Source organism: Flocculibacter collagenilyticus, assembly GCF_016469335.1.
Taxonomy (GTDB): domain Bacteria; phylum Pseudomonadota; class Gammaproteobacteria; order Enterobacterales; family Alteromonadaceae; genus Flocculibacter; species Flocculibacter collagenilyticus.
The window spans coordinates 1,640,561-1,666,799 of record NZ_CP059888.1 but is presented as its reverse complement, the minus strand read 5'-3'; the positions used below and the strand labels follow the sequence as shown (position 1 = coordinate 1,666,799).

Genomic DNA, 26,239 nt, shown 5'->3' with positions numbered 1-26,239 from the left:
TATGATAGTGGCTGTAAGAAAAACCAGTATTTGTTTAGCAATGAATGTTATTAATAATTTTCTTTCTAACAAATTGCAGAGTTGATGTTCGGCAGAAGATGTCAGCTTTGTAACACCTAGAAATTATCATTTAAATGTTGATGCCATAGACTCTGGTGTGGCTTTAGCGATCTATACGATCAATGGACGTAGTCAATAAGTTCAGGGTAGAGAATAAAAAAATGAATTAAAAAAAATTTAAAATGCGGCACAGTAAAATACAGCTAAACCAATTTAAGTTATCTTATCCTTGGTTAAGTTTACTTATGTTCATGTGCACTGTGCCCCGCCAGAAAAACTGACTTGAGGCACAGTTAAAATGAGCGGCTAAGACCTTCTTCTAAAGCCTAGCGCGCCTAATAATAACAAGCCAAATGGCCAGAATATGCTTGCCCCTTTACGCTCTGTTTGAACATTATCAGGTGTTCCGCATTCTTCTTTTTCGCCATTGGCAATTGGTGTTAGTTTAATGGCACGCAATGTATCAACCATCACTGTGTTACCATCATCGTCTTTAACCACTTCACCTTTTTCGTCTTTTTGTTCAACAGTTACTAATGCTGTTGCTGATATTTCACCATTGTCGTTAATGCCTCGGCCACTCACTATTGTGTAAGGGCTGTCGCACGCTAAAAAGTCGTTTAAGTCTGTAAACGTGTCGGTATTAATATCATATAAAAAGCCGTGACGTCGTCTAGTTACTTGAGTTTGAGTTTCAACTTCACCCTCACCTACTACTTGACCAAGGTTATTGATGGCATGCGGAATACTTGCCGAGCCATTAAAAAAGTCACTAGGAAATGTTGTTTGCTCTGTAGCAATATCGTAAGTGAAAAACTTGGTACGAAAGAACCCATTGACGCGCTTTGAGATATATCCAACAACCGTATTGTTGTCGTTTATGTCAGTGGCTCTACCGCCTGATATATCTGTATGGTCAATAAAATCTAATACTTCACCATTGTTGAATATTGCAGGGTAAGTCAACACTCTTTCTTCACCCTCTACAAACAATGCTGACGAATATCCCACCGCAGTTCCCGCTTCATTTACTGCTAAAGCAACGCTGGTATATTTTGTTGAGCTATCAGCTTCTGGCGTTAATGCCAAACCTAGGTTTGTTGACTCAACAATTTGGTTGTTTTCATCTAGCTTCCAGCGGTAAGCTCTTATTTGGTATGGCTCATCACCAAACGAATTATAAGATAAGTGTCCACCTTTTAAACTCCATTCACAAACAGTCAAGGGAAGTAGGTTCTCATCACAGTTTTCAACTAAAGTAGGAAAAAAGCTGAGCACCGACACGCTGCTATAGCCAACCATGTAGCCGCTATCTGATATATCAAGCACACCAGAATTGCCGCCATGGCTAGTATCTTCAGGCATCACGGGGAAAGCTTCACCATTAACTACATAGAATCCGCGTTTACCAAACTCACTTTCCCACAGTACTCTATCAACTGGATCTGTGTCATCGGTTGGTGTAGTTGTGAACTGAATTTGTTGATATGGATCAGAAGCAAATCCAACAAATATCCCATTATTATTTATCGCTGTAACATAGTCGAACGTGCTATAAGTTAGGGAATTATTCAGAGCAGGCTCTTCCACATCAAAAATAACCTGTTGTTCCAACCCGCTTTGCTTCAAGATGAAAACACTATTATCACCAACTTTTTGTGCTGTTGGCGTATTGTATATGACAGGAGTAGGGTCTAACCGTGTTATTGGGGGCTTTAAATATAATTTAATTGTCGCTAACGCATCCGCGTTAATCGTGCCAGCCTTTACATCTTCTACACTTTCTATACTGGCAATTGTGGCGTTAGTATAATCTAAATTTACATAATCAATCGGGAAGTTAAATCTACCTGATTGAGAGCCAACCATTGTACCGTTATTATTAATATCAACTGCTACACTCTGTGTATGAGTGCTAGTGTTATTTACTTCTGCTACTTGATACACAGCAGCATTGACTGAAAGAGTGACACCACTTAATGCGAATATTGCTGCAATACTATTTAATTTCATGTGTTATACCTAACTACTACTATTTTGTAGATCTTCTAATTCTTCCCATCTGCCGTATGCAAACTCAAGCTTCGACTCACTTTCTGCAAGTTCGTTCAATTTAGCTTGTGTTTCTTCTGAAGATTGTTTGAAAAATTCTGGGTCATTAACGTCTTGCTGTAACGCTTCAATTTTGTTTTCTAGTTGTTCAATTTCAGCAGGTAACGACTCTAACTCCAATTTTAACTTGTATGATAGCTTTTTCTGCTTAGGTGCTGAACCTTTTATCTCTTTATTTACTGGTTTAGTGTTTTCTTGATTTGATTCGGTAAGCTTTTCTTTAGATGAGCCTGTATGAAACTTTTTATGCTCGCTATATCTTAAATAGTCCTCATAGCCACCTACAATCTCTACTAAATTACCATCAGGCTCAAAACAATAGGTATTAGTTACAGTATTATTTATAAACTCTCGGTCGTGGCTAACAATTAATACCGTGCCATCATAGCTATCTAAAATATCTTCAAGTAGCTCTAACGTTTCTACATCAAGGTCATTCGTTGGCTCGTCCAGAATCAACACATTACTTGGCTTTAAAAATAATTTAGCCAGTAATAAACGATTTTTCTCACCACCTGATAACGCCTTCACTGGCGTTCTTGCTCGTAATGGGCTGAATAAAAAATCCTGCAAGTAGCCTAGTATATGCCTTGAGCGGCCGTTAACCATGACTTCTTGTTTGCCCTCGCCCACGTTTTCTTGAACGGATAATTCTTCATCAAGTTGATTACGATATTGATCGAAGTAGGCAACATCTAAATTAACGCCTTGCTTAACTTTACCGCTAGTTGGCGCTAAATCACCCAATAACACTTTAATTAATGTTGTTTTACCAACACCGTTCGGCCCTAAAATACCAATTTTATCGCCACGCATAACCAGTGTAGAAAAGTCAGAAAAAAGCGTTTTATCGTTATATTTGAAGCTAACATTTGTCGCTTCAAACACTAGTTTGCCCGACTTTTGTGCGGTTTCAATGTTAAAGTCGGTTGTGCCTTGTCGCTCAATACGCTGGCTGCGTTCAAAACGAAGCTGCTTTAACGCACGAACTCTGCCTTCATTACGGGTTCGTCTTGCCTTTATTCCTTGTCTAATCCAAGTTTCTTCTTGAGCAAGCACTTTATCAAACGCTGCATTATGCTGTTCTTCAACTTTTAGCCATTCTTCTTTTTGCTCTAGGTAAGTTTCGTAATTACCCGGATAGCTTTTTACAATACCACGATCTAAATCAACAATTCTTGTTGCTAGTGCACGTATGAATGCACGGTCATGGGAAATGAAGAGAATTGCACCTTTAAAATCTTTAAGGAAGCTTTCAAGCCATTCTACACTTGCTACATCTAAGTGGTTTGTTGGTTCGTCAAGTAGCAAAATGTCAGGATCACATACTAACGCCCTTGCTAACGCAACCTTTCTTAACCATCCACCTGATAATGATTCCAATTGGCTTTCTAAATTAAGTCCTAAACGCGTTAATACTAACTTAATTCTAGATTCTAGCTTCCACGCATCAGCAACGTCTAACTCATGTTGAACACGTTCTAATTTTTTTAGGTTTTGCTCAGACGGGTCGTTAACAATTAGGTCATTGATATGATGATAGCGCTTCAGTAATTCAGCTGCTTCAGGTAACCCTTCAGCAACGTAGTCAAACACTAGCCCTTGTGCAGATTTAGGTGGGTCTTGCTCTAATCGCGCTACAGTCAAATCTTTAACGCGGTTAATTTCACCTGAATCTAGCGCCACATCTTTATTAATGACTTTGAGTAGCGTTGATTTACCTGTGCCATTTCGGCCAACAATACAAACACGCTCGCCCTTAGCAATTTTAAACTCAGCATCTTTGAGTAAAGGCGTTGTGCCATATGCTAAGTCAGCATTGGTTATTCTTATTAAATCCATGTTTTATAACTCTAAAAATTCGGCTAACTGACGCTCTGTAAATGGCCAGTATAATCGCAGTTTTTGTTCTTTATTTTCAATCACCGGAATGTGGACACCAAATTCAGCAACTAGTTGATCATCTTTAGCAATATCTATGACTTCAAATATTGCTGCCTGCCTCAGATTGGCTATCAGCTGCCAAGCTTGTTCACATAAATGGCAGCCGTCGGTTGAATACAGTATCTGCGTTTTCATTACACCGTAAGTTCCCAACAATTATGTATTTTGTGGTTGCGCTTGTAGTCCAGTGGTATGGTTTGTTTAGTAATTTCTTTTACATTAAAGCCTGCGTCTTGCAGTGCAGTAATATCCATTTTGAAGTTACGTTTGTTGTTTGAAAATATAATCGCGCCACCCGCCATCAAGCGTTTTTTCAACGTTAAAAGTATCTCTAGATGATCTCGTTGAATATCTAAACTGTCTTCCATTCTTTTTGAATTAGAAAAAGTTGGTGGGTCGATAAATATTAAATCGAAAAACTCATTTGCCTTTTCAATATACTCTAAGCAGTTGGCTTGAACAAATTGATAGTTTTTGCTGTACAAGCGGTTTAACTTAAAGTTGTCTTTGCCCCAATCTAAATACTTTTTAGACATGTCTACCGATGTGACCGATTTTGCACCACCTAAAGCCATGTGTACTGATGCTGTAGCCGTATAGCAGAATAAGTTAAGTACATGCTTACCTTCTGCCATTTTTTGCAATTTGTGGCGCGTAATACGATGATCTAAAAACAAACCTGTATCTAAATAGTCGTAAATGTTAACCCAAAACTCAGCGTTATATTCTTTTACCGCAAAACGCTCGTCACGTTTATCAATGGCAGTATATTGATGGCTACCTTTTTGTTTTTGACGCACCTTTAAACTAACTTTATTAATATCTACGTCAAGTATATTCACAGCAATAAGTAAAGCGTCTTCTAAACGTTTTCTCGCTTTATCCATATCAACTGTTTTTGGTGGCGCATATTCGTTTATAACTAAGTGGTCGGCATAAACATCTATTGCAAAATTATATTCTGGAATATCGCCATCATAAACACGGTAACATTCTATCCCTTCTGACTTAGCCCACTTTCTTACTGGTTTTAAATTCTTTTTAACCCGGTTAGCAAAAGACAAACTTTCTTCAAAATAAATAGGTAATTCTTCAGCATATGGTTTAAGTGTTACTTGGCGTTCATCAAGATAGTAATTTGTTAATACGCAATCTAATGGCCCATTCGATAATTTGTATTCTTTTTGTTTACCTAACTTCACACTGCGCAACACATCTAAATTGCTGGTAAATAACGAAACATTCCAGCCCTTAAAATTGCGTTTTAAGTTAAGCCCTAGATATGCGTGTAAATGAATAAGCTGAGGCAAATCACCTAAACGCTCGCCGTAAGGTAAGTTAGATAAAATAGTGCCGCTATCACCATACACATTATTTGTATCTGCAGCATCGGCAACATTAAACTCAATATATTGTGCAACATCGGCTACGCTTGCATTCTTTCTTGCTTTATCAAGCACATGCGAATTGATATCAGTACCAATTATTTGAATGTTATCAATTGCTTTAGTATCAGCTAGGTCAAAAATTGCTTGTTTTTCTTGCTGAAAAGCTTGCTCGTCAAAGTCTGGGAAGCGTTCAAATGCATATTCATCAACACGAAGATAACCTGGAAAGATATTGGCTGCCATTAGTGCGGCTTCAATTAATATCGTACCTGAGCCACAGCATGGATCAATCAGTGGTTGTGACATATCGTTTATCCAACCACTACGGATCACAAGTGCCGCTGCCAAGTTTTCTTTAAGGGGGGCTTTACCCTGCGCAACACGATAGCCTCGTTGCGATAAAGCATTTCCGGAGAAGTCGCGATAAATGTGCAATTTATTTTGTATTAAGCGCCCTTGAAATACATATTCAGCGCGCTCTTTATCTACGTTTGGTCTTGAACCGCATTTATCTCTGAAGAAATCTACAATGGCATCTTTTATTAGTAAGCCACCAAATAAACTATTTTGTACAAGTTTATTCTTTCCTACAAATTCGGTAGAAAACGTACTTCTTTCATTGAGGAACTTTGACCAATTTATTTTATTTTTTAACGATGCTACTAACTCATCTTTATTTTCAACAGAGTCAACCGTTGCTATTTTTTGCATCACACGCGTTGCTAAACGCGTTCTTAACACGACTTTAAAAGCAACATCTAATTCAGCTCTAAATTCAACTGAGCCTAAGCTAGTTTTATCTATTTCACCACCAAGACGCTCTATTTCGTCTTGTAATAATGATTCAATACCTTTAGATGTTAGTGCGATATAAGATTTCATGATGACTCCAGTATGTATAAGGCGCGAATTATAGCAGGAAACAACAAGAAATTGGCGAGCAATATTAAATACGAACTGATAGATTAAAAATCAAACACGAATATTACAAAACTGTATGAATGCGATCATTTATCGAACGATATTTGAGTAAACAGTCGTTTTTTGAAAAATAATTTCACTTTGGGCTTGTCATAATGATTAATAATGGTAGTATGCACCCCGCTTTAACGGACGCGGGATGGAGCAGCCTGGTAGCTCGTCGGGCTCATAACCCGAAGGTCGTCGGTTCAAATCCGGCTCCCGCAACCAATTCTTCTAAAATGAATTAAAACTTTTAGGGCTTATCATTCGGACGCGGGATGGAGCAGCCTGGTAGCTCGTCGGGCTCATAACCCGAAGGTCGTCGGTTCAAATCCGGCTCCCGCAACCAATTCTTCTAAAATGAATTAAAACTTTTAGGGCTATATCATTCGGACGCGGGATGGAGCAGCCTGGTAGCTCGTCGGGCTCATAACCCGAAGGTCGTCGGTTCAAATCCGGCTCCCGCAACCAATTCTTCTAAAATGAATTAAAACTTTTAGGGCTATATCATTCGGACGCGGGATGGAGCAGCCTGGTAGCTCGTCGGGCTCATAACCCGAAGGTCGTCGGTTCAAATCCGGCTCCCGCAACCAATTCTTTCTATATTTCTTTCTATTCCCCTTTTACTTTACTTAATTAAATCTCATTCTCTATCTTATCGATATTAACTGCAGTACCGCTAACAACCAGATCATCGATGGCTTTAGCTTTTGTACATTATAAAGAATAATTTACCAACGTAATGTGGTTTAAAAAACGGAAACTAAGCAGATTGTTTGGATACACTTGGCGTTAATTGAATATCGTAAATACGATCTATAGACACTTTAATCACATCAAATTGCTTTAACGACTTGGTATCTGATACTTGAAACTGATCTTCAACGATAAGTAACATTACAAAATTCGTACTCGCTTCAAGCACTATACAGGTGGAAAAAGCAAAATCCGAATATAACGCAACCAATAGCGGAATCGCCCGCCTTTGTTGATTATTTACTTTAAAATGCCAACTCTTAGGCATAACAGGTTTATAAAAGCGTTTTACCGCTGTTGCATTTAACGCAGTTTGCGTACAAAAAGCCCGAGACCAAAGATTTAAATTCAACAGCGTATCTTGCAAATAGGTAAAATAATTCGCGTCTTCTACGTTAAACGAGTCATCAACATGAATCTCATTCGTTAGTTGGCAAGATTGATAAGGCGTTAAAAACGCCATCTCATCACTCATGTCCAAAATAAGTGATGAAGAGTGTTTACATAATTGCCAACGCCATTGATTAGTGGGATTCAAACTACTTTCCTAACATTACTTTGCTTAGCATACCGTAATGTATATGGCACTTAGCAACAATACACAAAAGAATATTTTGGAATGAATAAAGCCCAAGCATTACTGATCCTTATAACGAATTAACGATCTGCTTGATCAAGTTCGGCCCTTTATAAATAAAGCCTGTGTAAACCTGCACTAACGATGCACCCGCTGCTATTTTTTCTTGAGCTGCGTGATCAGAATCGATCCCACCTACTCCGATAATTGGCAATGATCCATTTGATAGTTGATTAATCTTTTGAATAACGTTGGTGCTTTTTTCTTTAACCGGTGCACCACTTAGCCCGCCAGCTTCATTTGCATATTGCAAATGCTGAACGTCGCTACGATCTAATGTTGTATTCGTGGCAATAACACCATCAATGTTATTTTCAATTAATGACGATGTAACCTGCTCTACTTGAATGTCATCTAAATCTGGCGCTATTTTAACAAACAAAGGAACTTGCTTATTGTGATGATTAATTAAATCAAGTTGTTCATTTTTTAGTGATGACAGTAACTCGTCTAATGCTTCACCATATTGTAAGTCGCGAAGCCCAGGTGTATTCGGTGATGAAATATTTACCGTAATGTAATCTGCATACGTAAAGACTTTGCGCATACAAGTAATATAATCATCTTTACCCTTTTCGTTAGGCGTATCTTTATTCTTACCAATATTAATGCCAAGCACACCGTTATACTTTGCTTGTTTAACATTAGATACAAGCGCATCAACGCCATGGTTATTAAAACCCATACGATTAATAATCGCATTGGCCTCTGGCAACCTAAACATTCTCGGTTTAGGGTTTCCATCTTGCGGCTTAGGGGTAACAGTACCAACTTCTATAAAGCCAAAGCCCATTGCAGAAAATGCATCAATACATTCGGCATTTTTGTCTAAGCCAGCCGCCAAGCCAACTGGGTTTTTAAACTCGATACCACATACTTCGCGTGGTTTAGCCTCTACCGACTGTCGCCACATATTTTCAATTGGTGTATTAGCAAACCGTTTTAAATTATTAAGAGTAAAATCATGCGACCATTCAGCGTCTTGAGTGAATAGTAACTTTCTGGTTAAGTCGTAAAACATATTTTCCCCTAATAGTAAAAAGCCCCAGCTAATGCCGGGGCTTATTCTAATGATTTTTCAATTAAATAGAAGTGTCGCAGTTATGACTTAATAACATTAACTCACGCAATGCAACCGAGAACTTAGCAAACTCATGGCTCTGAGTTGTTTTAAACTCAGCTAACATGTGATTCCAGCGTTCAAGTAATGACGAGTGCTCTTCAACCCATTGATCAATTAATTCTTGTGCATCTTTTGGATCAGTTTTACTTGTTGAATGTAATACAACAGAGGTTAATGCACGTTGCTGCCAGTCAAGCTCTTCACGATAAGACGAGCGAGCTAATGCCTGCCAATGATTTGCTACTGGTTGATTGGTAATTTGATCCAAGAACCAGTGTAAGTCCATTGTTGCACCTAACTTGAAGTAGATATCAGCAACTAAATTAATATTTCTTTGTTCTAAGTTCGCAATTTGCGCTAAATCCATTACCGAGAACAGGCTACTTAATTGCGAGATTCTACGTGCAATATCTTTTGGCACACCTTCACGTTTTAAGTCTTGCTCAGAGCGTTGTAATTGTGAAACTTCTTGTTCAACCAAGTAATCATCTAAATTAGATGAAATTTCTTTAAACGCAGGAGCGTAGAAATTGATGGTTTCAACAATATCCATCGCTTTATTTCTGTGGCGCAAGAACCAACGTGTGGCACGACGGATAGTACGACGTAATTGGAACAGCATTTCTGTTTGCACAATAGCCGGTATCTTGTTATCAAGATCTTCAATTGCTTCCCATGTTTCTCTAAGCTCAAATATTTCTCGTGCCATTACATAACAGCTAGCAATCTCAAATACTGTCGCACCTGTCTCTTCTTTCATGCGATGCACAAAATTAAGACCCATATCATTGATTATTTCGTTAGCAAGCTTAGTTGCAATAATCTCTGATTTAAGTGGATGCTGAGCCATCTGCTTACTGTACTTTTCTTGTAATTTCTGAGGGAAAGCACCAATAAGTAAGCTTTGGAAATAAGGATGTTCTGTAATTTCGTCAACAACAAACCACTCTTTCATTACCATTTTGCCATATGCAATAAGTACTGAAAGTTCTGGTCGTGTGAAACCTTGGCCTGTTATCGCACGTTCTGATAATTCTTCATCAGTTGGTAAGAATTCTAATTCTCGGTCTAAGTAACCATCCTTTTCCAACTCATGAACAAATCGAATTTGCTCTTTAAGGTGCTCAGGTCCTTTAAGTTGCGTAATTGAAATAGAGTGAGTTTGGCGATAACAGTCTTGTAGAACAACTTCACCCACATCGTCAGTCATATCATATAGTAATTGATCACGTTGCTTACGGGTCATATCACCATCGGCAACTAAACCATTTAGCAAGATTTTGATATTTACTTCATTATCTGAGCAGTCTACACCGCCAGCATTATCAATAAAGTCGGTATTCATTTTGCCACCGTTAGCAGCAAATTCTATACGACCTAACTGAGTAACACCTAAATTACCGCCTTCACCAAATACTTTTGCATTTAACTCGTTACCGTTAACGCGCAATGGATCGTTTGCACGGTCACCTACTTGAGTATCAGTTTCTTTAGTACCTTTAACGTACGTGCCAATACCACCATTCCAGATTAAATCAACATGCGCTTTTAATAACGCTTTGATTAGCTCATTTGGTGTTAGCGATGCTTTTTGTGAGCCAATTAGCTTCTTAATTTCTGGTGTAAGCTTAATAGACTTAGCAGCACGAGAAAAAATACCACCGCCTTGAGAAATTAATTCTGCGTTGTAATCTTCCCACGATGAACGTGGCAAGTTGAATAAGCGCTCACGCTCTTTATAACTGGTTGCAGCATCAGGATTCGGATCAATGAAAATATGCATATGGTTAAACGCTGCGACTAAGCGAATATGCTTTGAAAGCAACATGCCATTACCGAATACATCGCCGGCCATATCGCCTATACCTATACAGGTAAAATCAGTTGTTTGGCAGTCAACACCTAACTCTCTGAAGTGGCGTTTAACCGATTCCCATGCACCTTTGGCAGTGATACCCATTTTCTTGTGGTCATAACCAACGCTACCACCTGATGCAAACGCATCGCCCAGCCAGAAGTTATATTCGTCAGCAATGCCGTTGGCAATATCAGAGAATGTGGCTGTTCCTTTATCCGCAGCAACAACTAAATATGGATCGTCTCCATCCAGTCTTACTACATCTTGAGGGTAAACAACTTTGCCATGAACAATATTGTCAGTAATATCTAATAGACCGCGGATGAAGGTTCTATAACACGCTTTACCTTCTTCAAAAAATGCTTCTCGTCCACCAGTTGTTGGCAGTTGCTTACATACAAAGCCACCTTTTGCACCAACCGGCACAATGACAGTATTTTTAACTTGTTGCGCTTTTACTAAGCCAAGTATTTCTGTACGGAAGTCTTCCATACGATCTGACCAACGCAAACCACCACGTGCAACTTTACCGCCACGTAAGTGAACACCTTCAACACTTGGTGAGTAAACAAAAATCTCGTACTCAGGTAAAGGCTTAGGAACTTCTGGAATTAGCTTAGGTTGTAGCTTAAAAGAAATATACGACTTGAAGTTACCTTCAGCATTCTTTTGGTAGTAGTTGGTACGCAATGTTGCATTTACCATATCAACAAAGCGACGAATAATACGGTCGTCATCTAGGTTTGCAACATTGTCTAACTCTTCGTTAATTTGCTTAAGAAGTTTTTCAATTGTTTTAGGTGAAGCTTTAGTTTTAGGAGAAAACTTGCGCTTAAATACTTCAACAATCAAACCGGCAATATGCGGGTAATTTGCAAACGTGCTTTCAATATAACTTTGGCTGAATGTACCACCAATTTGTCTAAAGTACTTTGCGTAAGCACGAAGAATAGAAGCTTCTCTACCCGTTAAGTCAGACCCTAATACAAGTCGGTTAAAACCATCATCTTCTAGGTTATTTCTCCAGACTTTAGCAAATGCGTTTTGAAAACGAATTTGTGCTTTCTCTAGGTCAAACTCTGCCCCAGAGTTAATCATCATCGAGAAATCAAGTATCCAGTTTACACTTCCATCTAACGTGTGAACTTCTGATGGCGTTTCACCAATAACTCTTAAACCAAAGTTCTCAAGCATAGGTAAAACATCTGAAAGGTGAATAGGTTCATCTTTATGATATAACTTGAGCCTTACAAGGTTATTAGAAAGCTTTTCTTCTTGCGGTTGATAAAAAAGCATCTCAAGTTTGTTGTCATCATTCAGTAGTTCTAATTTATCAATATCGACTAACGATGCTGATGGTAAGTTATCTTCTTTATAACTACGTTGGAATGCGTTTGAGTATTTGCGAGCAAGCTCTTTGCCTGTAGCTTCACCAAAAGATTCAAGTAATGCACTGTGTAATTTATCATCCCAAGTGCGCGCAGCTTCTCTTAAGTTATTTTCAATATCTTTCACATCAATTTCTTTATTATTATCTTGAACTCGTACAATGTAATGAGTTCTGGCTAATACCGATTCTGAGAAGTATGTTGTAAACTCAACATATTCGTCACTGCCAAACGCTTTTTTGAATAACGCTTGCGTATCTCGACGTAGTTGGGTGTTATAGCGCTCGCGCGGTACATACACCATACAAGAGAAAAAGCGTCCAAAGATATCTTTGCGAACAAATAAGCGCGACATGTCACGCTCTTGCATCTGTAATACGCCTTGAGCCACATCTTTTAATTCAGCTTCACTTGCTTGAATCAACTCATCTCTTGGATATGTTTCTAAGATATTTAACAACGCTTTGTATGCATGACTATCTTTTTCATAGTCAAAGCTATCCATAATACGGTTAAGCTTGTTGTTTATCAGTGGGATATCAGACGCGCGATTATTATAAAATGAAGCGGAGAATAAACCGATAAAGCGATCTTCGCCAATAACATTACCTTCATCATCAAAGCGCTTAATGCCAATATAATCGATATAAGCAGGACGATGAACGCGAGATTTAGAATTCGTTTTCGTTAAAATTAATAGGTTATCGCTTAGTGCTTCTTTTCGAGCTGATGTAGGTAATTCGCTAAACTTCCGTACCTTGTTCGATACTGAGTTTTTCATTAAGCCTAAGCTGGTACCCTTCACGCCAGACAGCTCATGGTCACCTTTAACAGGTTTAACTGTGTACTGACGGTAGCCCATTAAGGTGAAGTTATGATCTGCAACCCACTTTAGGAAATCTTGAACTTCTTTTATTTTTGCTTTTGAATTTTTTCCAGCAGATTTAGGTATCTCTGTAATCACTTCTTTTAAGCGATCACTTATTGCTTGCCAGTCAGAAACAGAAACAGACACATCAACAACTACTGACTGTAGTTCTTCTGTGATTGCTTTCAATGTTTTGGTATTAGTCTGCCTGTCTACTTCAATTAAAAATACCGTTTTATTTTTGTCAAAACCTTGTGCTGCACTGCCTGTTGCCAAGTCTGTTATTTTTCCACTTTTATCAGTAAATAATTTAAGTGGGCAATGCATTAACAAGTGAGCAGTAATACCTAAGCGGTTAAGAGACATGCGCACAGAGTCAACTAAAAATGGCATATCTTCAATAATAAGTTCAACGATGGTATGTTGAGATTCCCAACCGTGTTTAGATAACTCTGGGTTATACACTTTAATGGTTGGTTTTGTACTATCTTGGTTTAACCCATTCCATAAACTTAATGCTGCGCCATATAAATCGCTATCATTACGATTCGCTAAATCTTCTTTCGACATATTGCCATAAAAAATAGTAGCGAACTTTTCGATTAAAGACGTTTGATCGCCTTTCACTTTCTTACGAATTAAATTGATGACATTTTCTAATAACACTGAGGGTTGACCATCGATAAGCGCCATATATTTTTACCTTCTAATTCTTGCCCTGTTTTTGAAGCAAGCTTAATTTCTAAGCTTAACCACCCAATAGTATAGGCGTATTCTCTCGCTTTGACTGCTAACATGCGGAGTTTATTAAGAAAGCTAGCGCTTTTCGAGCTTTTTTTAATACTTTTGTAATGGTCGGTGGAGTTAACTGAGTGAAAATGAGGATTTTATTCTTACTTCAAAAATAAAAAGTGGCCAAAAGGCCACTTTTCTATCAAATATTGCATGAATATGCAGGATAAATTATTTTTTCTTATTTTTAGGCTTCGGCCATAAAATCGCTGAAATCGCCGGTAACACAATAACGGCACCTAACATATTCACCAAGAACATAAAGGTAAGCAATATACCCATATCAACTTGGAATTTAAGTGCAGATAACACCCACGTACTTACCCCAATTGCCAGCGTAATCCCGGTAAAGAATACCGCACTACCACGCTCTCTTAACGCAGCTAAATACGCCTCTGGAATCGTTTTTCCTTGGTTAATTAGCCCAACCATGCTTGAAAGTATATAAATACCGTAATCAACGCCTATACCAACACCAAGTGCAATAACTGGTAGTGTTGATACCGTTAAGCCAATATTAAGTTTAGTCATCAGTGCTTGCGCAAGGGTTGATACAACAAACAGTGGTAACACAACCGCGATGGTTGCCCTAATGGATCTAAAGCTTAATAAACAAAGTAGCACCACTGCCCCATATACATAGTACATCATAGGTTCTTGTGCTGCGGCTACGGCTTCATTAGTAGCTGCCATTACGCCAACTGGACCTGATGCTAGCTGGAATTTTATATTGTCAGTATCAAATTCTTGCTTTAACTCTTTTACTTTAGCCACAACACGCTCAATGGTCTCTGCTTTATGGTCTTCCATAAACAGAATAATAGGCATAACGCTACAGTCTCTATTTAATAGGCCTGTTGATGTTTCTACGCGAGAAGTTGCCTGAACCAAACTCTGTGTGTTGCGAGGTATCGTACGCCACTTTGGATTACCTTCGTTAAAACCTTCGTTAACACGCTTTGACACCGACGCTAAACTAATAGCCGACTGAACACCTGCAACATTTTCTAAACGCCACTGGAATCTATCAATTCTTTCCATTACATCATGATATGTACACGCTTCAGGCTTTGCTTCAACAATGACTCTCATATAATCAACAGAAATGGCGTATCTGTCGGTAATTAAGAAAGTATCTTGGTTATAGCGAGACTCTTCATGAAGCGCAGGTGCTCCTGCATGAAGGTCACCAATTTTCATGTCTTTACTTTGTTGATGGCCAATATAAAACAGCACAGAAACACACAAAATAACAATCATTGCAGGTACTGGCTTAGCAAAACCACTGATTAACTGCCAAACACCATCAGCAAAATGATTCGGCTTACTTACGTTTGCTTTAAATCGTTCTGAGAACTTGATGTAAGACATCAGCACAGGTAGCAATATTAAGTTGGTTAAAATAATAACCGCTACACCTAAGCTTGCAGTAATGGCAAGTTCTCGAATAATGCCAATTTCTATAGTTAATAGCGTTAAAAAGCCTACTGTATCAGAAAGTAAGGCAATACCACCTGGTACCAATAAACGGTTAAAACTCTTTTGCGCTGCCATTTTAGAGTCATCGCCAGCCGCAACTTGCTTACCCACGGAGTTGATCATCTGAACACCGTGACTCACACCAATGGCAAAGACTAAAAACGGCACAAGAATTGACATTGGATCAATACCAAAGCCAATCACAGACAATAGACCCATTTGCCAAACTACAGCAATTAATGAACATACAATGGGTAGTACTGTCAGTAAGATAGACTTCGAAAAGAACAGTACCATCAATGCGGTGATACCGATGGCAATCGCAAAAAAGACAACAACGCCTTTGGCACCTTCGGCAACATCACCAACCATTTTAGAGAAACCAATAATATGCACAGAAATATTATCGTTCTCGTACTTTTCTCTAATATCTCTTTCGAGTGTTTCAGCGAAAGTAATCGTATCTACTTTCTTTTTAGTATTAGGGTCAATATCAAGGAGTTGTGCTGTCACCATTGCGCAGCTGTAATCGTCAGAAACTGAGCGCCCTACTATTCCAGCTTTTTCTATATTACCTTTAACAATTTTCATGCCTTCTGGTGTAGGTTGAAAATCAGCTGGTATAACAGGTCCACCGGCAAAACCGTCTTCCACAACTTCAATAAAACGCGTACTTGGCGAATATAATGATTTAACTTGAATTCGGTCGATACCACTAATAAAGAAAAGCTGATCATGCACGCCTTTTAACGAGGTGAAGAACTCTTCATTAAAAATATTTCCACGCGTATCGCACACACTGATTAAGATGTTATTCGCGCCACCAAAATCTTTTTGGTGCTTTAAATACGTCTGCATGTATTCATGCTTTAGTGGGATGTTTTTAGTAAACGCAGCATCAAGTTTAATTTGTGTTGCTTTATAGCAAAGGAAAACCGTTGCCAGTAAAAAAACAAAAATAACAGCTAAACGATGACGAAATACGAATCGTTCACAGAAAGAAATAACCGAGTTTGATTTCATAATACTTATAATTTTTAAGAGTTAACTTGTTTAATACCAACTTCAGACACTAAAAGGAGATTTTTATTGTAAATAATACCGTTTAAAATCGCCTTTCTATCTGCTTGTTCTATCAACTTGAACGACTTGCCATCATCTTCACTAATTAAAATTGCACCGGCGTTACCGACCAATACCACCCGATTAAATTGATCGACGAATGCACTATTTAGTGATGCGGTAATTGGTGAAGTTACTTGTTCCCAATCAACGCCATTATTTGTACTGCGAAAAATATTACCGCGTAGGCCTATCGCAATGATACTAGACTTAGGCGTTCTGATGATGTCATAGAATGATCCCATATAAATTTCAGGTAAGCGCTCCCAATTACTGCCAAAGTCATTACTCTTTGCCATAAAGCCTGCTTCACCAACCATAAACAAGGTTACGCCATCTGCATATAATCTATTGAAATGAGGCAATATGAATTCTTTCTCTAAGTTATATGCTTCAACATCTTCTTCTTTTAATTCTTCCAAATAAATTTGATCATCTTCTATCAGTAATTCAGACTGAAACTCTTCTTGCCAAGTAATGCCACCGTTTGTTGTTCTGAAAAAGAGGCCGTAAGCACCTATTGCAATGCCCTCATTTTCATTACGAAAATGAATATCTAATAGTGGTTTATCTGTTTCTGGCAAATGCTGTTGCACAAACCAATGCTCACCCGCATCATTTGTTCTTAAGATTGTTGCATCATGACCTACAGCCCAGCCAATATTATTATTAACAAAAAATACTGCAGTAAGTAATACATCTACTGGAACATTTTTCTGAGACCAATTAATGCCGTCTTCTGATTTAATAATGTGTCCGCGTTCACCAACAGCAATAAGGTGATCTTGAGAAGTTTTTACAATGTCAGTAAGTAAAGATTTAGACGCAAGTTGTGCTTCAACTGAAGGTGCCGCTTTTGCAAAGATTGAGCTTACCAATACAACAGAACAGCAAAGAAAATGGATAGCAAATTTATTCATATTAATAGAGCATTTACTCAGGTGTTAAATTGAAATTAAAACGGTTGGCCTAAGCCAACCGTTCGTCGATATTATCTTCGACCTTCTCTACGCAGCGCTGCTGGCGTAAACTCTCGGTCATCGAAGTTAACCTGAAAATCGTACATCTTCTCTTCGTTATCTAAACCAATGGCAATATAACGACGAGAGTTCAGATCATGATAAACGTCTAACGTACTCCAATGAGTTGGTACTTCATAATAGTTCAGACCATAAGCAAATGCCACACGATAAAGCTCATCACGGTTATCGTATAGATCTGCAACATGGATCTGCCAGCTATCTTCGTCTATGAAAAACTTACGCTTCTTATAAACATGACGCATACCATCTTTTAAGTTTGCTTCAACAACCCATACACGGTGCTTTTCCCAGCGAACGTGTTCTGGGTTAATATGACCAGCATGAAGAATATCGCTATATGCTAAATCTTTGCTATGAAGCTTATAGCTGTTGTAAGGAATATAAAGTTCTTTCTTACCTTTTAGTTCCCAAGTATAACGGTCTGGTGAGCCGTTAAAAATGTCAAAATCATCGGTTGTTCTTAAACCATCAGATGCTGTACCTGGTGCGTCATAAGCTACATTTGGCGCACGACGTACACGGCGTTGACCAGTGTTATATGTCCAAGCTAAACGAGGTGTTTTAACCTGATCCATTGTTTCATGAACTAATAGTGCAGTACCGGCTAAACGCGCTGGCTCTGTTACCTTCTGCTTAAATCTAAATAAGATATTTTCCTTACCTAGCTCTTCTGCAGTGGCATCTTTATCACCATATTTATTCATTAGTTTTTCATCAAAACCAATAATTGTATAATCGCCAGAAGCCGTTGGTGCTGCTTGTCCACCAAAACGCTTCACCGATGCACCACGATAACGAACAATATGGTTCCAAATCGCTTCTATACCGTTTTTAGGTAGAGGGAATGGAATACCAATTGCAGCATCTGCCAAACCATTTCCGCCTTCAACAAGCCTTGCATTTACTGCATTTTTCTTTGTTGCTTCATACACAAACTCTGGGTAACTAGCAGAACGACGTGTTGGGTATACATGCATTTTAAACGTGTCAGGATAAAGCTTAAATAGCTCTAATTGACCCGCTGATAAATGATTTTGATATTCCGCAAGATTATCTTTTGTAATAGTAAACTTAATTTTGTCGTCAGCGAACGGATCTGGGTGATGATCACCAGCACTAAATCCTTTCGGTAATTTATTAATACCACCAGTCCACGCAGGAATAGAGCCATCAGCATTTCCTGCAACTGTCGCTCCCATTGGCGTTAACTCTTTGCCAAGTTGTGCAGCTTCTTCTTGAGAAACTTTTGCATTAACAGAAATAGATGTTAATGCAAACGTTATAGCTGCTGAAATGAGGGTGATTTTTTTCATTATTTTCCTATCCCCTAAATTGAATACTTAATACTGAACGAAACGTAGTCACGGTCAGCAAAATTATTTGTAGTGCCTTGGCCACCCCAGAAAGAGTTGTACGAGAAGTCTGCTGAGATTTTACTTTGATAGTCAAAGTTAATGCTCACACCAACAGATTTTCTGTCTTCAACAAATAGATATAGTGGATCTGGTGTAATACCACTTACATCGTGTGCGAAAACAATTTTAGGCGACACGTTAACACCGGCAAACACGTTGTTATAATCGGCTTTAGCAATTAAACGGTAACCCCAAGAATTTTTAGTCGGGAATGGGTTTGTTTCAGCGCCGTTGGAAAGCCCAGTGTGTAAACCTGCTACACCAGTATCCAATGCAGCTGTACGCGCAGTATTAGGGCCATTTAAACGCAGTTCGTCAAATGCAGGCATATCATTAATTGTTACACCACCTACTTCTGCAACCACTGCAAAATTATCAGAACCTAACGTAGGTCCAAATAAGTGCGCAAACGTAAATTGTAGCTGGGTAGTATCACTTAAAATATAACCTTTTGCATATTGACCAGAGCCAATACCATCTACTTGAGAAATACCTGCTAAATCAGGACGTAACCCAGCATTAGCAAGCTGTTCTGGCATACCTGCATATAAGATTTCAACATCATCAATTTGGAGTGGCTCATCTTGACGATAAGCTAACTCACCTGAAACAGCTGTTTCACCAATTGTGGTGTTAAAACTTAAACCGTATAACTTAATATCTTCAGGGTACTCTAAAACACCTTTACTGAAAGCTTTAAGCTCAGTAACGTTGTCTTTCGTGATTTCCTTCGTGGTTAGCATTTGTAAATCGTGCTGTAGTGCAGGAAGCCTAAAGTCAGCGGAGATTCCAGAAATAACCGGACGTCTTGAGTGATAATTTACGTAGTATAAACCAAACTCTGTATCGTTAAGCTGAGGAGCGAATAAAGCTAATTTAGCACCGTACTGACCTGAATCCTTTGGCTCATTAACACCGTATTGGTCAAAACCTGCAACCTGCAAATCATCCTGTGGACGTAAAGTAACTTTAGTCGGATAAGTCATGTACATCTTAGTTAATAACTGCTGTGCTTGTGGCGATGAAGGATCAACACCTAGAGTAGCCATTGCAGTCATCCAGTCACCTTGTAAACCATTTAAACGTTCAATCAAGAAGTCTAAGTCAATATCAGGGTTAGCAGTAAAGCCAAGTTGGATGTTATTTAGGTAACCACCTTCACCAGCAAAGTCGTTTGTTGAGAAATATGAACCTGGTGTCGGAAGGTAAGTTTCTTGCCAGTCATACTGATAGAAAAATTCTGCTGAAATATTTTCAGTTATGCCAACTGAAGCCCAAACCATACCCACAGGTATGAATGCTTCTTTTAACTCTGCACCTGGAGCACGTAAACGGGCAATATCTACAGGGTTAATATTAATACCGTGAGAAATAAGGGTACTTTCCCCCCAACTTAACACTTGATTACCGATACGAACTGATACTGGTGTCTCGCCATCATTAAAATCAAAATCAGCGTATACAAACGCATCTAATAAGCGAATGTCAGAACATGATAAATCTGATGCGTCAGAATCACGACAAGGATCTAATTCTTTTCCTGAAGTAGGGTTAACGTACGAACCGCCACCATTCTTCATTTTAAAATCATAGAAGTACATAAAACGGGTAAATAAACCGTAATTGCTCATTACTGAGCCATAGTCTTCTTTATTGATTGATAATTCGTGCAAACCTTTAAAGATTTGAGAGAAAGCGCTGCCTGAATCCCAATTTAGGTTACCTGCATCGCCATTATTTGAGTAGCTACCCGTTGGTGTATTCCACACATCGGCAGAGCTATATTTTTGCGCGCTTAAATATAAAGGAGTATTTTGATAAGCAGCGCCAAGTGCTGGGTTATAATTACTCCAGTCAAATGACGGGTTGTTTGACTTACCAATTAAATCAAAATTTCGGTCTTCTACGCGCCATGCAGCGCCAAGTGAAAAGGTTGAGTCGAAACTGACTTGAAAGTCGCCAACATCAAAGTTGACTGCTGAAGCTTGTGTGCTTGCGAGCGCCAGTATTGCAGAGGCAACACTTACGGCTAACGGCTTTTTCGCAAAATAGCCTGGCCCTTTGTTCATATTTTCTGTCTCCCCCTGTCCCTGCAGGTTTATTGTTTTATATTGCTTTTATTATTTTAGCCACATTAAGCGGCAATTTAAGGCAATAATTACATCATTTATAGTGATTAGCAAGGTCTAACCACTTGTAAATTTCAAGTTTATGCCTTGATTTTGTTATCAAATTTCTCTAGCTATTCTCAAGCTTAATAACATTAGTTTGCTAAATTTCTTTTTAAATCAACAGGCTAGACATCTTACCAGTCAAACCTGTTACTAATTCAGTTTTTCTAACGTCACAAATGCATTGTTTTCAGTAAGAACAAGTTTAAAACGGCCTCTAATTCCTAAGGAAGATCCGAACGGCCGTAACCTATTCGCGGGTAACTGAATTCTTTTACCATAATCATCCTTAACAATAACTGAATGGTAATCACCTCGATAAAACGGTAACCACTCGTTATAGCTTAATGTTAAGTTAAAATAGTGTACTTTCATCCTTCGCCAAGCCTAGTTTTCAGCTAACGCCTTTTGCACCTTTTCATACAAATCACTAGACAAGCTTTCAAGTGCTTCTATCCTTCTTAATGTTTGCTTCATTAATGCTTGGTTTGATTCAGGGTACTTTCTCCATGACAATAACGGAGTAATCAGATTAGCTGCTACTTGAGGATTCACAGCATTCAGTTGAATAATAATATCTTCTAAGAAAGCATAACCTTCTTGCTTATGGAATTGTGCAGGATTACGCATTACAAATGCGCCAACTAGCGACCGAGTTCTATTAGGGTTCTCAAGATTGAATGCTTTATGCGTCATAAGGTTTTTTATGGTCAATAAAGTCTCTTCACTATTTACCGTCGCATGTAACGCAAACCATTTATCCATGACCAAAGGCTCGTCAATCCACTGCTGCTCAAATTCGCTCATTAGTTCGTTAAATAACGTTTTATTGGCCGATTTAGCCCCAGCTAACACCGCCAGCTTATCGGTCATATTTCCGGTGGCTCGGTACAACTCTTTTGCAAGACGTATTTGCGTTTCAGAATCAACGTTAAGCATATATTTCAAACAAACCGATTTTAAACTTCTAATTTGTTTATTAATTGTCGAATCGGTTGCGTTGGTATTCTTTGTAGATGCTTCTTCCAATGATTGATATAACGACAACCACTCAGCGTCGAACCAATTTGCAATATTTTTCTCTAACTGCTCAATAGCATTTGTCAGAAGCGCTGGTTGAATAATCTGATATTGCGCCGCTAAAGCATCAAAACTTGGTAATGAAAATAATTCAGCCGCAAACTGCTTATCTTCTGGCAGGTTACTAAATAAATAACTAAGCGCCTGCTTTAACTCGCTTTCAAGCTTGCTACTTTCTTCTTGTGCGACCCTGCTCTTTAGTACTTCAAGATAAACTTGTTGTGTTGCATCCCATCTTGCGTACTCATCTTCTTCAAATTTCATTATACGAATTAGCTCATCCATGCCATATGAGTATGCGATCTGCACTGGCGCTGAAAAACCTCGGTTAAACACAGGCGTAACGGCTTTCACATCTTTAAACTCAAACTCATACGTTTGTTGCTCAGCCTTTAATTCAAGTAACAGCTGTTCAAGTACAGTTCCGTCGTCAGCGAGTAATGAAAAGTCGATAGGAATATGCAGAGGAAGTTTTTCTTTTTGATCAGCCGTCGGTAAGTTTACTTGTTTACATTGTAGGATTAGCTTGAGGCTATTTTCAGTGCGCTCTTGCTGTAACTCAAATTTAACTGTGGGCGTGCCTGATTGCGAGTACCAGCGCCTAAAGAGTGACAAGTCAATGCCTGATGCATCTTCAAGTGCTTTTACAAAATCATCACAGGTAACCGCTTGCCCGTCATGTCGTTCAACGTACAAGTCAATGCCTTTATAATAGTTATCTTTACCTAATAAACGATAAAGCATCCTGATCACCTCAGCACCTTTTTCGTACACTGTAACGGTGTAGAAATTATTCATTTCTATTACTTTTTCAGGACGAATAGGATGAGACATTGGACTTGCATCTTCTTTAAACTGTACCGTTCGCATGCCTATTGCTTGATGAATACGATTAACGGCACGCGAGCCCATGTCGGCGCTAAACTCTTGATCACGAAATACTGTCAAACCTTCTTTAAGGCTTAATTGAAACCAATCTCTGCACGTAATTCGATTACCCGTCCAATTGTGGAAGTATTCGTGAGCAATCACAGCTTCTACGTTATCAAAGTCTGTATCAGTAGCTGTATCTTCACTTGCTAAAACATATTTACTATTAAAGATATTTAAGCCTTTATTTTCCATCGCGCCCATGTTGAAAAAATCAACAGCAACAATCATGTAAATATCTAAATCATATTCAAGACCATACACTTCTTCATCCCATTGCATCGATTTTTTCAGCGATGCCATGGCATGAGTCGCTTTATGTCGATTACCTTTATCAACATAAATTTCTAACTGCACTTCTCTTCCAGAGCATGTGATGAATGTGTCTGAAAGCAAATCAAAGTCACCTGCAACTAGTGCAAATAAATAGCATGGTTTTTTAAAGGGGTCTTCCCATTGCACCCAGTGCTTACCATTATCTAATTTGCCAGCACCAACCTTATTGCCGTTAGATAAAAGCTGTGGGTAAGTTTCTGCGTCACCAATAATTTTAGTGGTGAATTTGGCCATCACATCGGGACGATCCAAGTAATAGGTTATCTTTCTAAATCCTTCGGCTTCACACTGAGTACAGTACGCACCACCAGATTTATATAATCCTTCAAGGGACTTATTATTAGCAGGGTCAATATGAGTAACAATTGTAAGCGTAAAAGACTGTTTACCTGTATTAATATATAATTTTTCATCCGTTAGCCGATAATCATCTGACTTGATGGTTTTGCCATCAATAGCGATGCTTTTCAATTCCATTTCATGACCGTCTAATTCTAACGTACAGCTTTCAGCGCTAACTCTCTCTATTTGAGAAACGGCTGTTACAACAGTTTGGTGGTCGTCTAACTCAAAAGTAAGATCGATATGATTGATTAAAAAATCTGACTGTCGGTAATCTTTTAAATACTTAGCTTCAGTGGTCATGTGTACCCCAAACAAAATTATTTACTTGATGTGTAGTAAGCTGATTTTCCTTGTCTTGATGATGATAAATAATGGAAAGGCAGCTCATCTTAAAAGTAATACAGGATTTATCATTTCGAATCGGAATATTAGAAATAATTTAGATTGGAAATAAGTATATTGTATTACGTTAAATTTGGCTTATTAAAGAAAAAGCCTACCAGAGGTGGTAGGCAGTTCCATTACGCTGTTTGCTCTTCACGCATTAAGTGTTTAGGTTCTATACGTAAAATTTTGTAGCCTAAATAAGCATAAATAATGGCTAGCAGAGGATTGATAAGATTAAAGAAGCAATAAAACATGTAATCAAGAGGATTAACAGATAGCACACTTTGCATATAGGCACCACAGGTATTCCATGGGATTAATGGACTAGTAATAGTGCCACCGTCTTCCAGTGTTCTAGAAAGGTTTACGCTATCTAACCCTCTACGCTCGTACTCTTCTTTGAACATTCTACCTGGCATCACTATCGCCATATATTGGTCAGCCGCAATAACATTTGTGCCTAAACTTGTAAGTAGCGTACTCGTAATTAATGACCCTGTTGATCTTGCTGCTTTTAGAATAGCTTCAAGTAGCTTTTGTAGTAAGCCAACTTTTTCCATCACTGCGCCAAACGTTAGTGCCATCATCACTAACCATACCGTATTTAACATACTGGACATGCCACCACGGCTTAACAAGTCATTTAACTGAGCATTGCTTGTTTCGATAGAAAAGCCATTAAATAATGTTTCCCATACAACTTTTAAATAGTTAACCCAAGATGCCGAGTCTGCCCCCGACATGTTAGCCACTACATCACCTTGAAAAAGAACAGCCCAAAGCCCTCCCAATAGCGCGCCAATAAAAACGGTTGGAAAAGCGGGTACTTTTTTAATGGCCATGGCTAATAGTACGACCAATGGCACTAGCATGGCTAAGTTGATATTGAAATGCGCTTGAAGTGTGTTAGACAAAACCGCCACGTTATCCGCATTCCCATCAACTGTTTCAGTTAATCCGATTACGACAAAAATAATAATAGCAATAATAAACGATGGCACTGTGGTCCATAGCATGTGCTTAATATGACTAAATAAATCTGTGCCTGCTACCGCAGGTGCTAAGTTTGTTGTTTCTGATAATGGTGACAGTTTATCACCAAAATATGCACCTGAAATGATTGCACCTGCCGTAATAGCTGGCGATAATCCTAGCCCTGTTGCCACACCAATCAAAGCCACACCGATTGTTGCAGCAGTTGTCCAAGAGCTACCAATACTCATTGCAACAACACCACACAAAATACACGACGCGGCATAAAACCAGCTAGGATCTAGTATCTGTAGACCATAATAAATAAGCGTTGGAACCGTACCAGACAACAACCAAGTGCCGATTAACGCACCAACAGATAGTAAAATCAGTATCGCACCAAGCGAAATAGAAATACCATCGACCATTGCTTGTTCAATGTCTTTCCACTTATAGCCATTTTTTAAGCCGATAACTGATGCAACTAGCGCTGCAAGAATTAACGCAATCTGATTAGGCCCATAAGACGAGTCTCCACCAAACAATGCCACAGATGCTGACAGAAGAACGATTAAAAATATAACCGGTATAAACGCATCAGAGTAACTCGGTTTTTTCACAGTTTCATTCATTTAATTAGTACCAACCACTTAACTTCATGTCTTTTAAATATAAACAGCGGAATAATAAATACATTTTGCAGTTTTAAACCTGAATTTTGACCAGAGGAAATGAAATATAATTTCATTCAGAGGTTTCATGAGCATCGTTCACAGACTGAAATCTTAAGCAATGAAAATACAAATAGCTACAGGCTACTTATTTCATTTTTATGACTAACAAGCTTAAAATTGTAATATTGTGATGTTTTACCCGTCCAGAATTAAGGTTATTTAGTTATTATGCTATTTAATCTTGTAATTATTAGATATGCAGCAGGTTTGTAAATCTACCCAGAAGTGGTCTAATGACCATGACGGTAATAGGCATAAGCTGCGGTGCGTATCATAGTATTTGCAGCTGTTTCTGACAACCATATAATGAATAAAACATGAGAATTGGGCTTAATT

The 26,239-nt window shown here is 38.5% G+C and carries 14 protein-coding genes and 4 tRNA genes; 4 read left to right on the top strand and 14 right to left on the bottom strand.

The annotated features are described in order from the left end of the window. Positions 1-366: 366 nt before the first annotated feature. Genes HUU81_RS07395 through rlmKL form a run of 4 tightly spaced genes read right to left on the bottom strand, consistent with a single transcriptional unit; the run spans position 367 to position 6,386 of the window. Complete coding sequence (locus tag HUU81_RS07395) at positions 367-2,073, bottom strand: DUF3466 family protein (RefSeq protein ID WP_199611588.1); 1,707 nt, start codon at positions 2,071-2,073, stop codon at positions 367-369. Positions 2,074-2,082: 9 nt separating this feature from the next. Beyond that, positions 2,083-4,014 (bottom strand): ATP-binding cassette ATPase Uup, encoded by a 1,932-nt coding sequence (gene uup / locus HUU81_RS07390; RefSeq protein WP_199611587.1) that lies wholly within the window; start codon positions 4,012-4,014, stop codon positions 2,083-2,085. A gap of 3 nt (positions 4,015-4,017) precedes the next feature. Next, positions 4,018-4,251, bottom strand: a complete 234-nt coding sequence (locus HUU81_RS07385; protein ID WP_199611586.1) for a glutaredoxin family protein — start codon at positions 4,249-4,251, stop codon at positions 4,018-4,020. After that, positions 4,251-6,386, bottom strand: a complete 2,136-nt coding sequence (gene rlmKL / locus HUU81_RS07380; RefSeq protein ID WP_199611585.1) for a bifunctional 23S rRNA (guanine(2069)-N(7))-methyltransferase RlmK/23S rRNA (guanine(2445)-N(2))-methyltransferase RlmL — start codon at positions 6,384-6,386, stop codon at positions 4,251-4,253. Before rlmKL ends, HUU81_RS07385 begins: the two co-directional genes overlap by 1 nt. Positions 6,387-6,618: 232 nt before the next feature. On the opposite strand from rlmKL, the gene HUU81_RS07375 reads away from it, so the two are divergent. The 4 genes from HUU81_RS07375 to HUU81_RS07360 all read left to right on the top strand — a co-directional run bounded on the left by HUU81_RS07375 (position 6,619) and on the right by HUU81_RS07360 (position 7,060). Beyond that, positions 6,619-6,695: transfer RNA gene (locus tag HUU81_RS07375), tRNA-Met, on the top strand. Positions 6,696-6,739: 44 nt separating this feature from the next. Beyond that, positions 6,740-6,816: transfer RNA gene (locus HUU81_RS07370), tRNA-Met, on the top strand. Positions 6,817-6,861: 45 nt separating this feature from the next. Continuing rightward, a tRNA-Met gene (locus HUU81_RS07365) sits at positions 6,862-6,938 on the top strand. Between the two features lie 45 nt (positions 6,939-6,983). After that, positions 6,984-7,060 (top strand) — tRNA-Met (locus tag HUU81_RS07360). A 170-nt stretch (positions 7,061-7,230) separates the two neighbouring features. Here the strand turns inward: HUU81_RS07360 and HUU81_RS07355 are convergent. The 10 genes from HUU81_RS07355 to nhaC all read right to left on the bottom strand — a co-directional run bounded on the left by HUU81_RS07355 (position 7,231) and on the right by nhaC (position 25,801). Then, positions 7,231-7,761: a cell division protein ZapC domain-containing protein gene (locus HUU81_RS07355; RefSeq protein ID WP_199611584.1), complete on the bottom strand. Its 531-nt coding sequence runs from the start codon at positions 7,759-7,761 to the stop codon at positions 7,231-7,233. Between the two features lie 109 nt (positions 7,762-7,870). Then, positions 7,871-8,881, bottom strand: coding sequence for a quinone-dependent dihydroorotate dehydrogenase (gene pyrD / locus HUU81_RS07350; protein ID WP_199611583.1), 1,011 nt, complete (start codon positions 8,879-8,881; stop codon positions 7,871-7,873). Positions 8,882-8,942: 61 nt separating this feature from the next. Beyond that, positions 8,943-13,790: an NAD-glutamate dehydrogenase gene (locus HUU81_RS07345; protein WP_199611582.1), complete on the bottom strand. Its 4,848-nt coding sequence runs from the start codon at positions 13,788-13,790 to the stop codon at positions 8,943-8,945. A 270-nt stretch (positions 13,791-14,060) separates the two neighbouring features. Continuing rightward, on the bottom strand, positions 14,061-16,391 hold the full coding sequence (locus HUU81_RS07340; protein WP_199611581.1) for an efflux RND transporter permease subunit: 2,331 nt from the start codon (positions 16,389-16,391) through the stop codon (positions 14,061-14,063). Between the two features lie 14 nt (positions 16,392-16,405). Continuing rightward, on the bottom strand, positions 16,406-17,410 hold the full coding sequence (locus HUU81_RS07335) for a WD40/YVTN/BNR-like repeat-containing protein (RefSeq protein WP_199611580.1): 1,005 nt from the start codon (positions 17,408-17,410) through the stop codon (positions 16,406-16,408). A gap of 71 nt (positions 17,411-17,481) precedes the next feature. Further along, on the bottom strand, positions 17,482-18,846 hold the full coding sequence (locus tag HUU81_RS07330) for a DUF1329 domain-containing protein (RefSeq protein ID WP_407644836.1): 1,365 nt from the start codon (positions 18,844-18,846) through the stop codon (positions 17,482-17,484). A gap of 14 nt (positions 18,847-18,860) precedes the next feature. Continuing rightward, entirely contained in the window at positions 18,861-21,017 is a 2,157-nt protein-coding gene (locus HUU81_RS07325; RefSeq protein ID WP_199611579.1) for a DUF1302 domain-containing protein, read from the bottom strand. Positions 21,018-21,272: 255 nt separating this feature from the next. Continuing rightward, a complete protein-coding gene (locus HUU81_RS07320; RefSeq protein ID WP_199611578.1) occupies positions 21,273-21,494 on the bottom strand; it encodes a DUF2835 domain-containing protein in 222 nt (73 codons plus the stop codon). A gap of 12 nt (positions 21,495-21,506) precedes the next feature. Further along, positions 21,507-24,110: an aminopeptidase N gene (gene pepN / locus HUU81_RS07315; RefSeq protein WP_199611577.1), complete on the bottom strand. Its 2,604-nt coding sequence runs from the start codon at positions 24,108-24,110 to the stop codon at positions 21,507-21,509. A gap of 221 nt (positions 24,111-24,331) precedes the next feature. Next, on the bottom strand, positions 24,332-25,801 hold the full coding sequence (gene nhaC, locus HUU81_RS07310; protein ID WP_199611576.1) for a Na+/H+ antiporter NhaC: 1,470 nt from the start codon (positions 25,799-25,801) through the stop codon (positions 24,332-24,334). Between the last annotated feature and the right edge of the window lie 438 nt (positions 25,802-26,239).

Excerpts from the sequence above, each read along its gene's own strand:
- HUU81_RS07395 (WP_199611588.1), bottom strand. The coding sequence starts at position 2,073 with ATGAAATTAAATAGTATTGCAGCAATATTCGCATTAAGTGGTGTCACT.
- uup (WP_199611587.1), bottom strand. The coding sequence starts at position 4,014 with ATGGATTTAATAAGAATAACCAATGCTGACTTAGCATATGGCACAACG.
- HUU81_RS07385 (WP_199611586.1), bottom strand. The coding sequence starts at position 4,251 with ATGAAAACGCAGATACTGTATTCAACCGACGGCTGCCATTTATGTGAA.
- rlmKL (WP_199611585.1), bottom strand. The coding sequence starts at position 6,386 with ATGAAATCTTATATCGCACTAACATCTAAAGGTATTGAATCATTATTA.
- pyrD (WP_199611583.1), bottom strand. The coding sequence starts at position 8,881 with ATGTTTTACGACTTAACCAGAAAGTTACTATTCACTCAAGACGCTGAA.
- HUU81_RS07345 (WP_199611582.1), bottom strand. The coding sequence starts at position 13,790 with ATGGCGCTTATCGATGGTCAACCCTCAGTGTTATTAGAAAATGTCATC.
- HUU81_RS07340 (WP_199611581.1), bottom strand. The coding sequence starts at position 16,391 with ATGAAATCAAACTCGGTTATTTCTTTCTGTGAACGATTCGTATTTCGT.
- HUU81_RS07335 (WP_199611580.1), bottom strand. The coding sequence starts at position 17,410 with ATGAATAAATTTGCTATCCATTTTCTTTGCTGTTCTGTTGTATTGGTA.
- HUU81_RS07330 (WP_407644836.1), bottom strand. The coding sequence starts at position 18,846 with ATGAAAAAAATCACCCTCATTTCAGCAGCTATAACGTTTGCATTAACA.
- HUU81_RS07325 (WP_199611579.1), bottom strand. The coding sequence starts at position 21,017 with ATGAACAAAGGGCCAGGCTATTTTGCGAAAAAGCCGTTAGCCGTAAGT.
- HUU81_RS07320 (WP_199611578.1), bottom strand. The coding sequence starts at position 21,494 with ATGAAAGTACACTATTTTAACTTAACATTAAGCTATAACGAGTGGTTA.
- pepN (WP_199611577.1), bottom strand. The coding sequence starts at position 24,110 with ATGACCACTGAAGCTAAGTATTTAAAAGATTACCGACAGTCAGATTTT.
- nhaC (WP_199611576.1), bottom strand. The coding sequence starts at position 25,801 with ATGAATGAAACTGTGAAAAAACCGAGTTACTCTGATGCGTTTATACCG.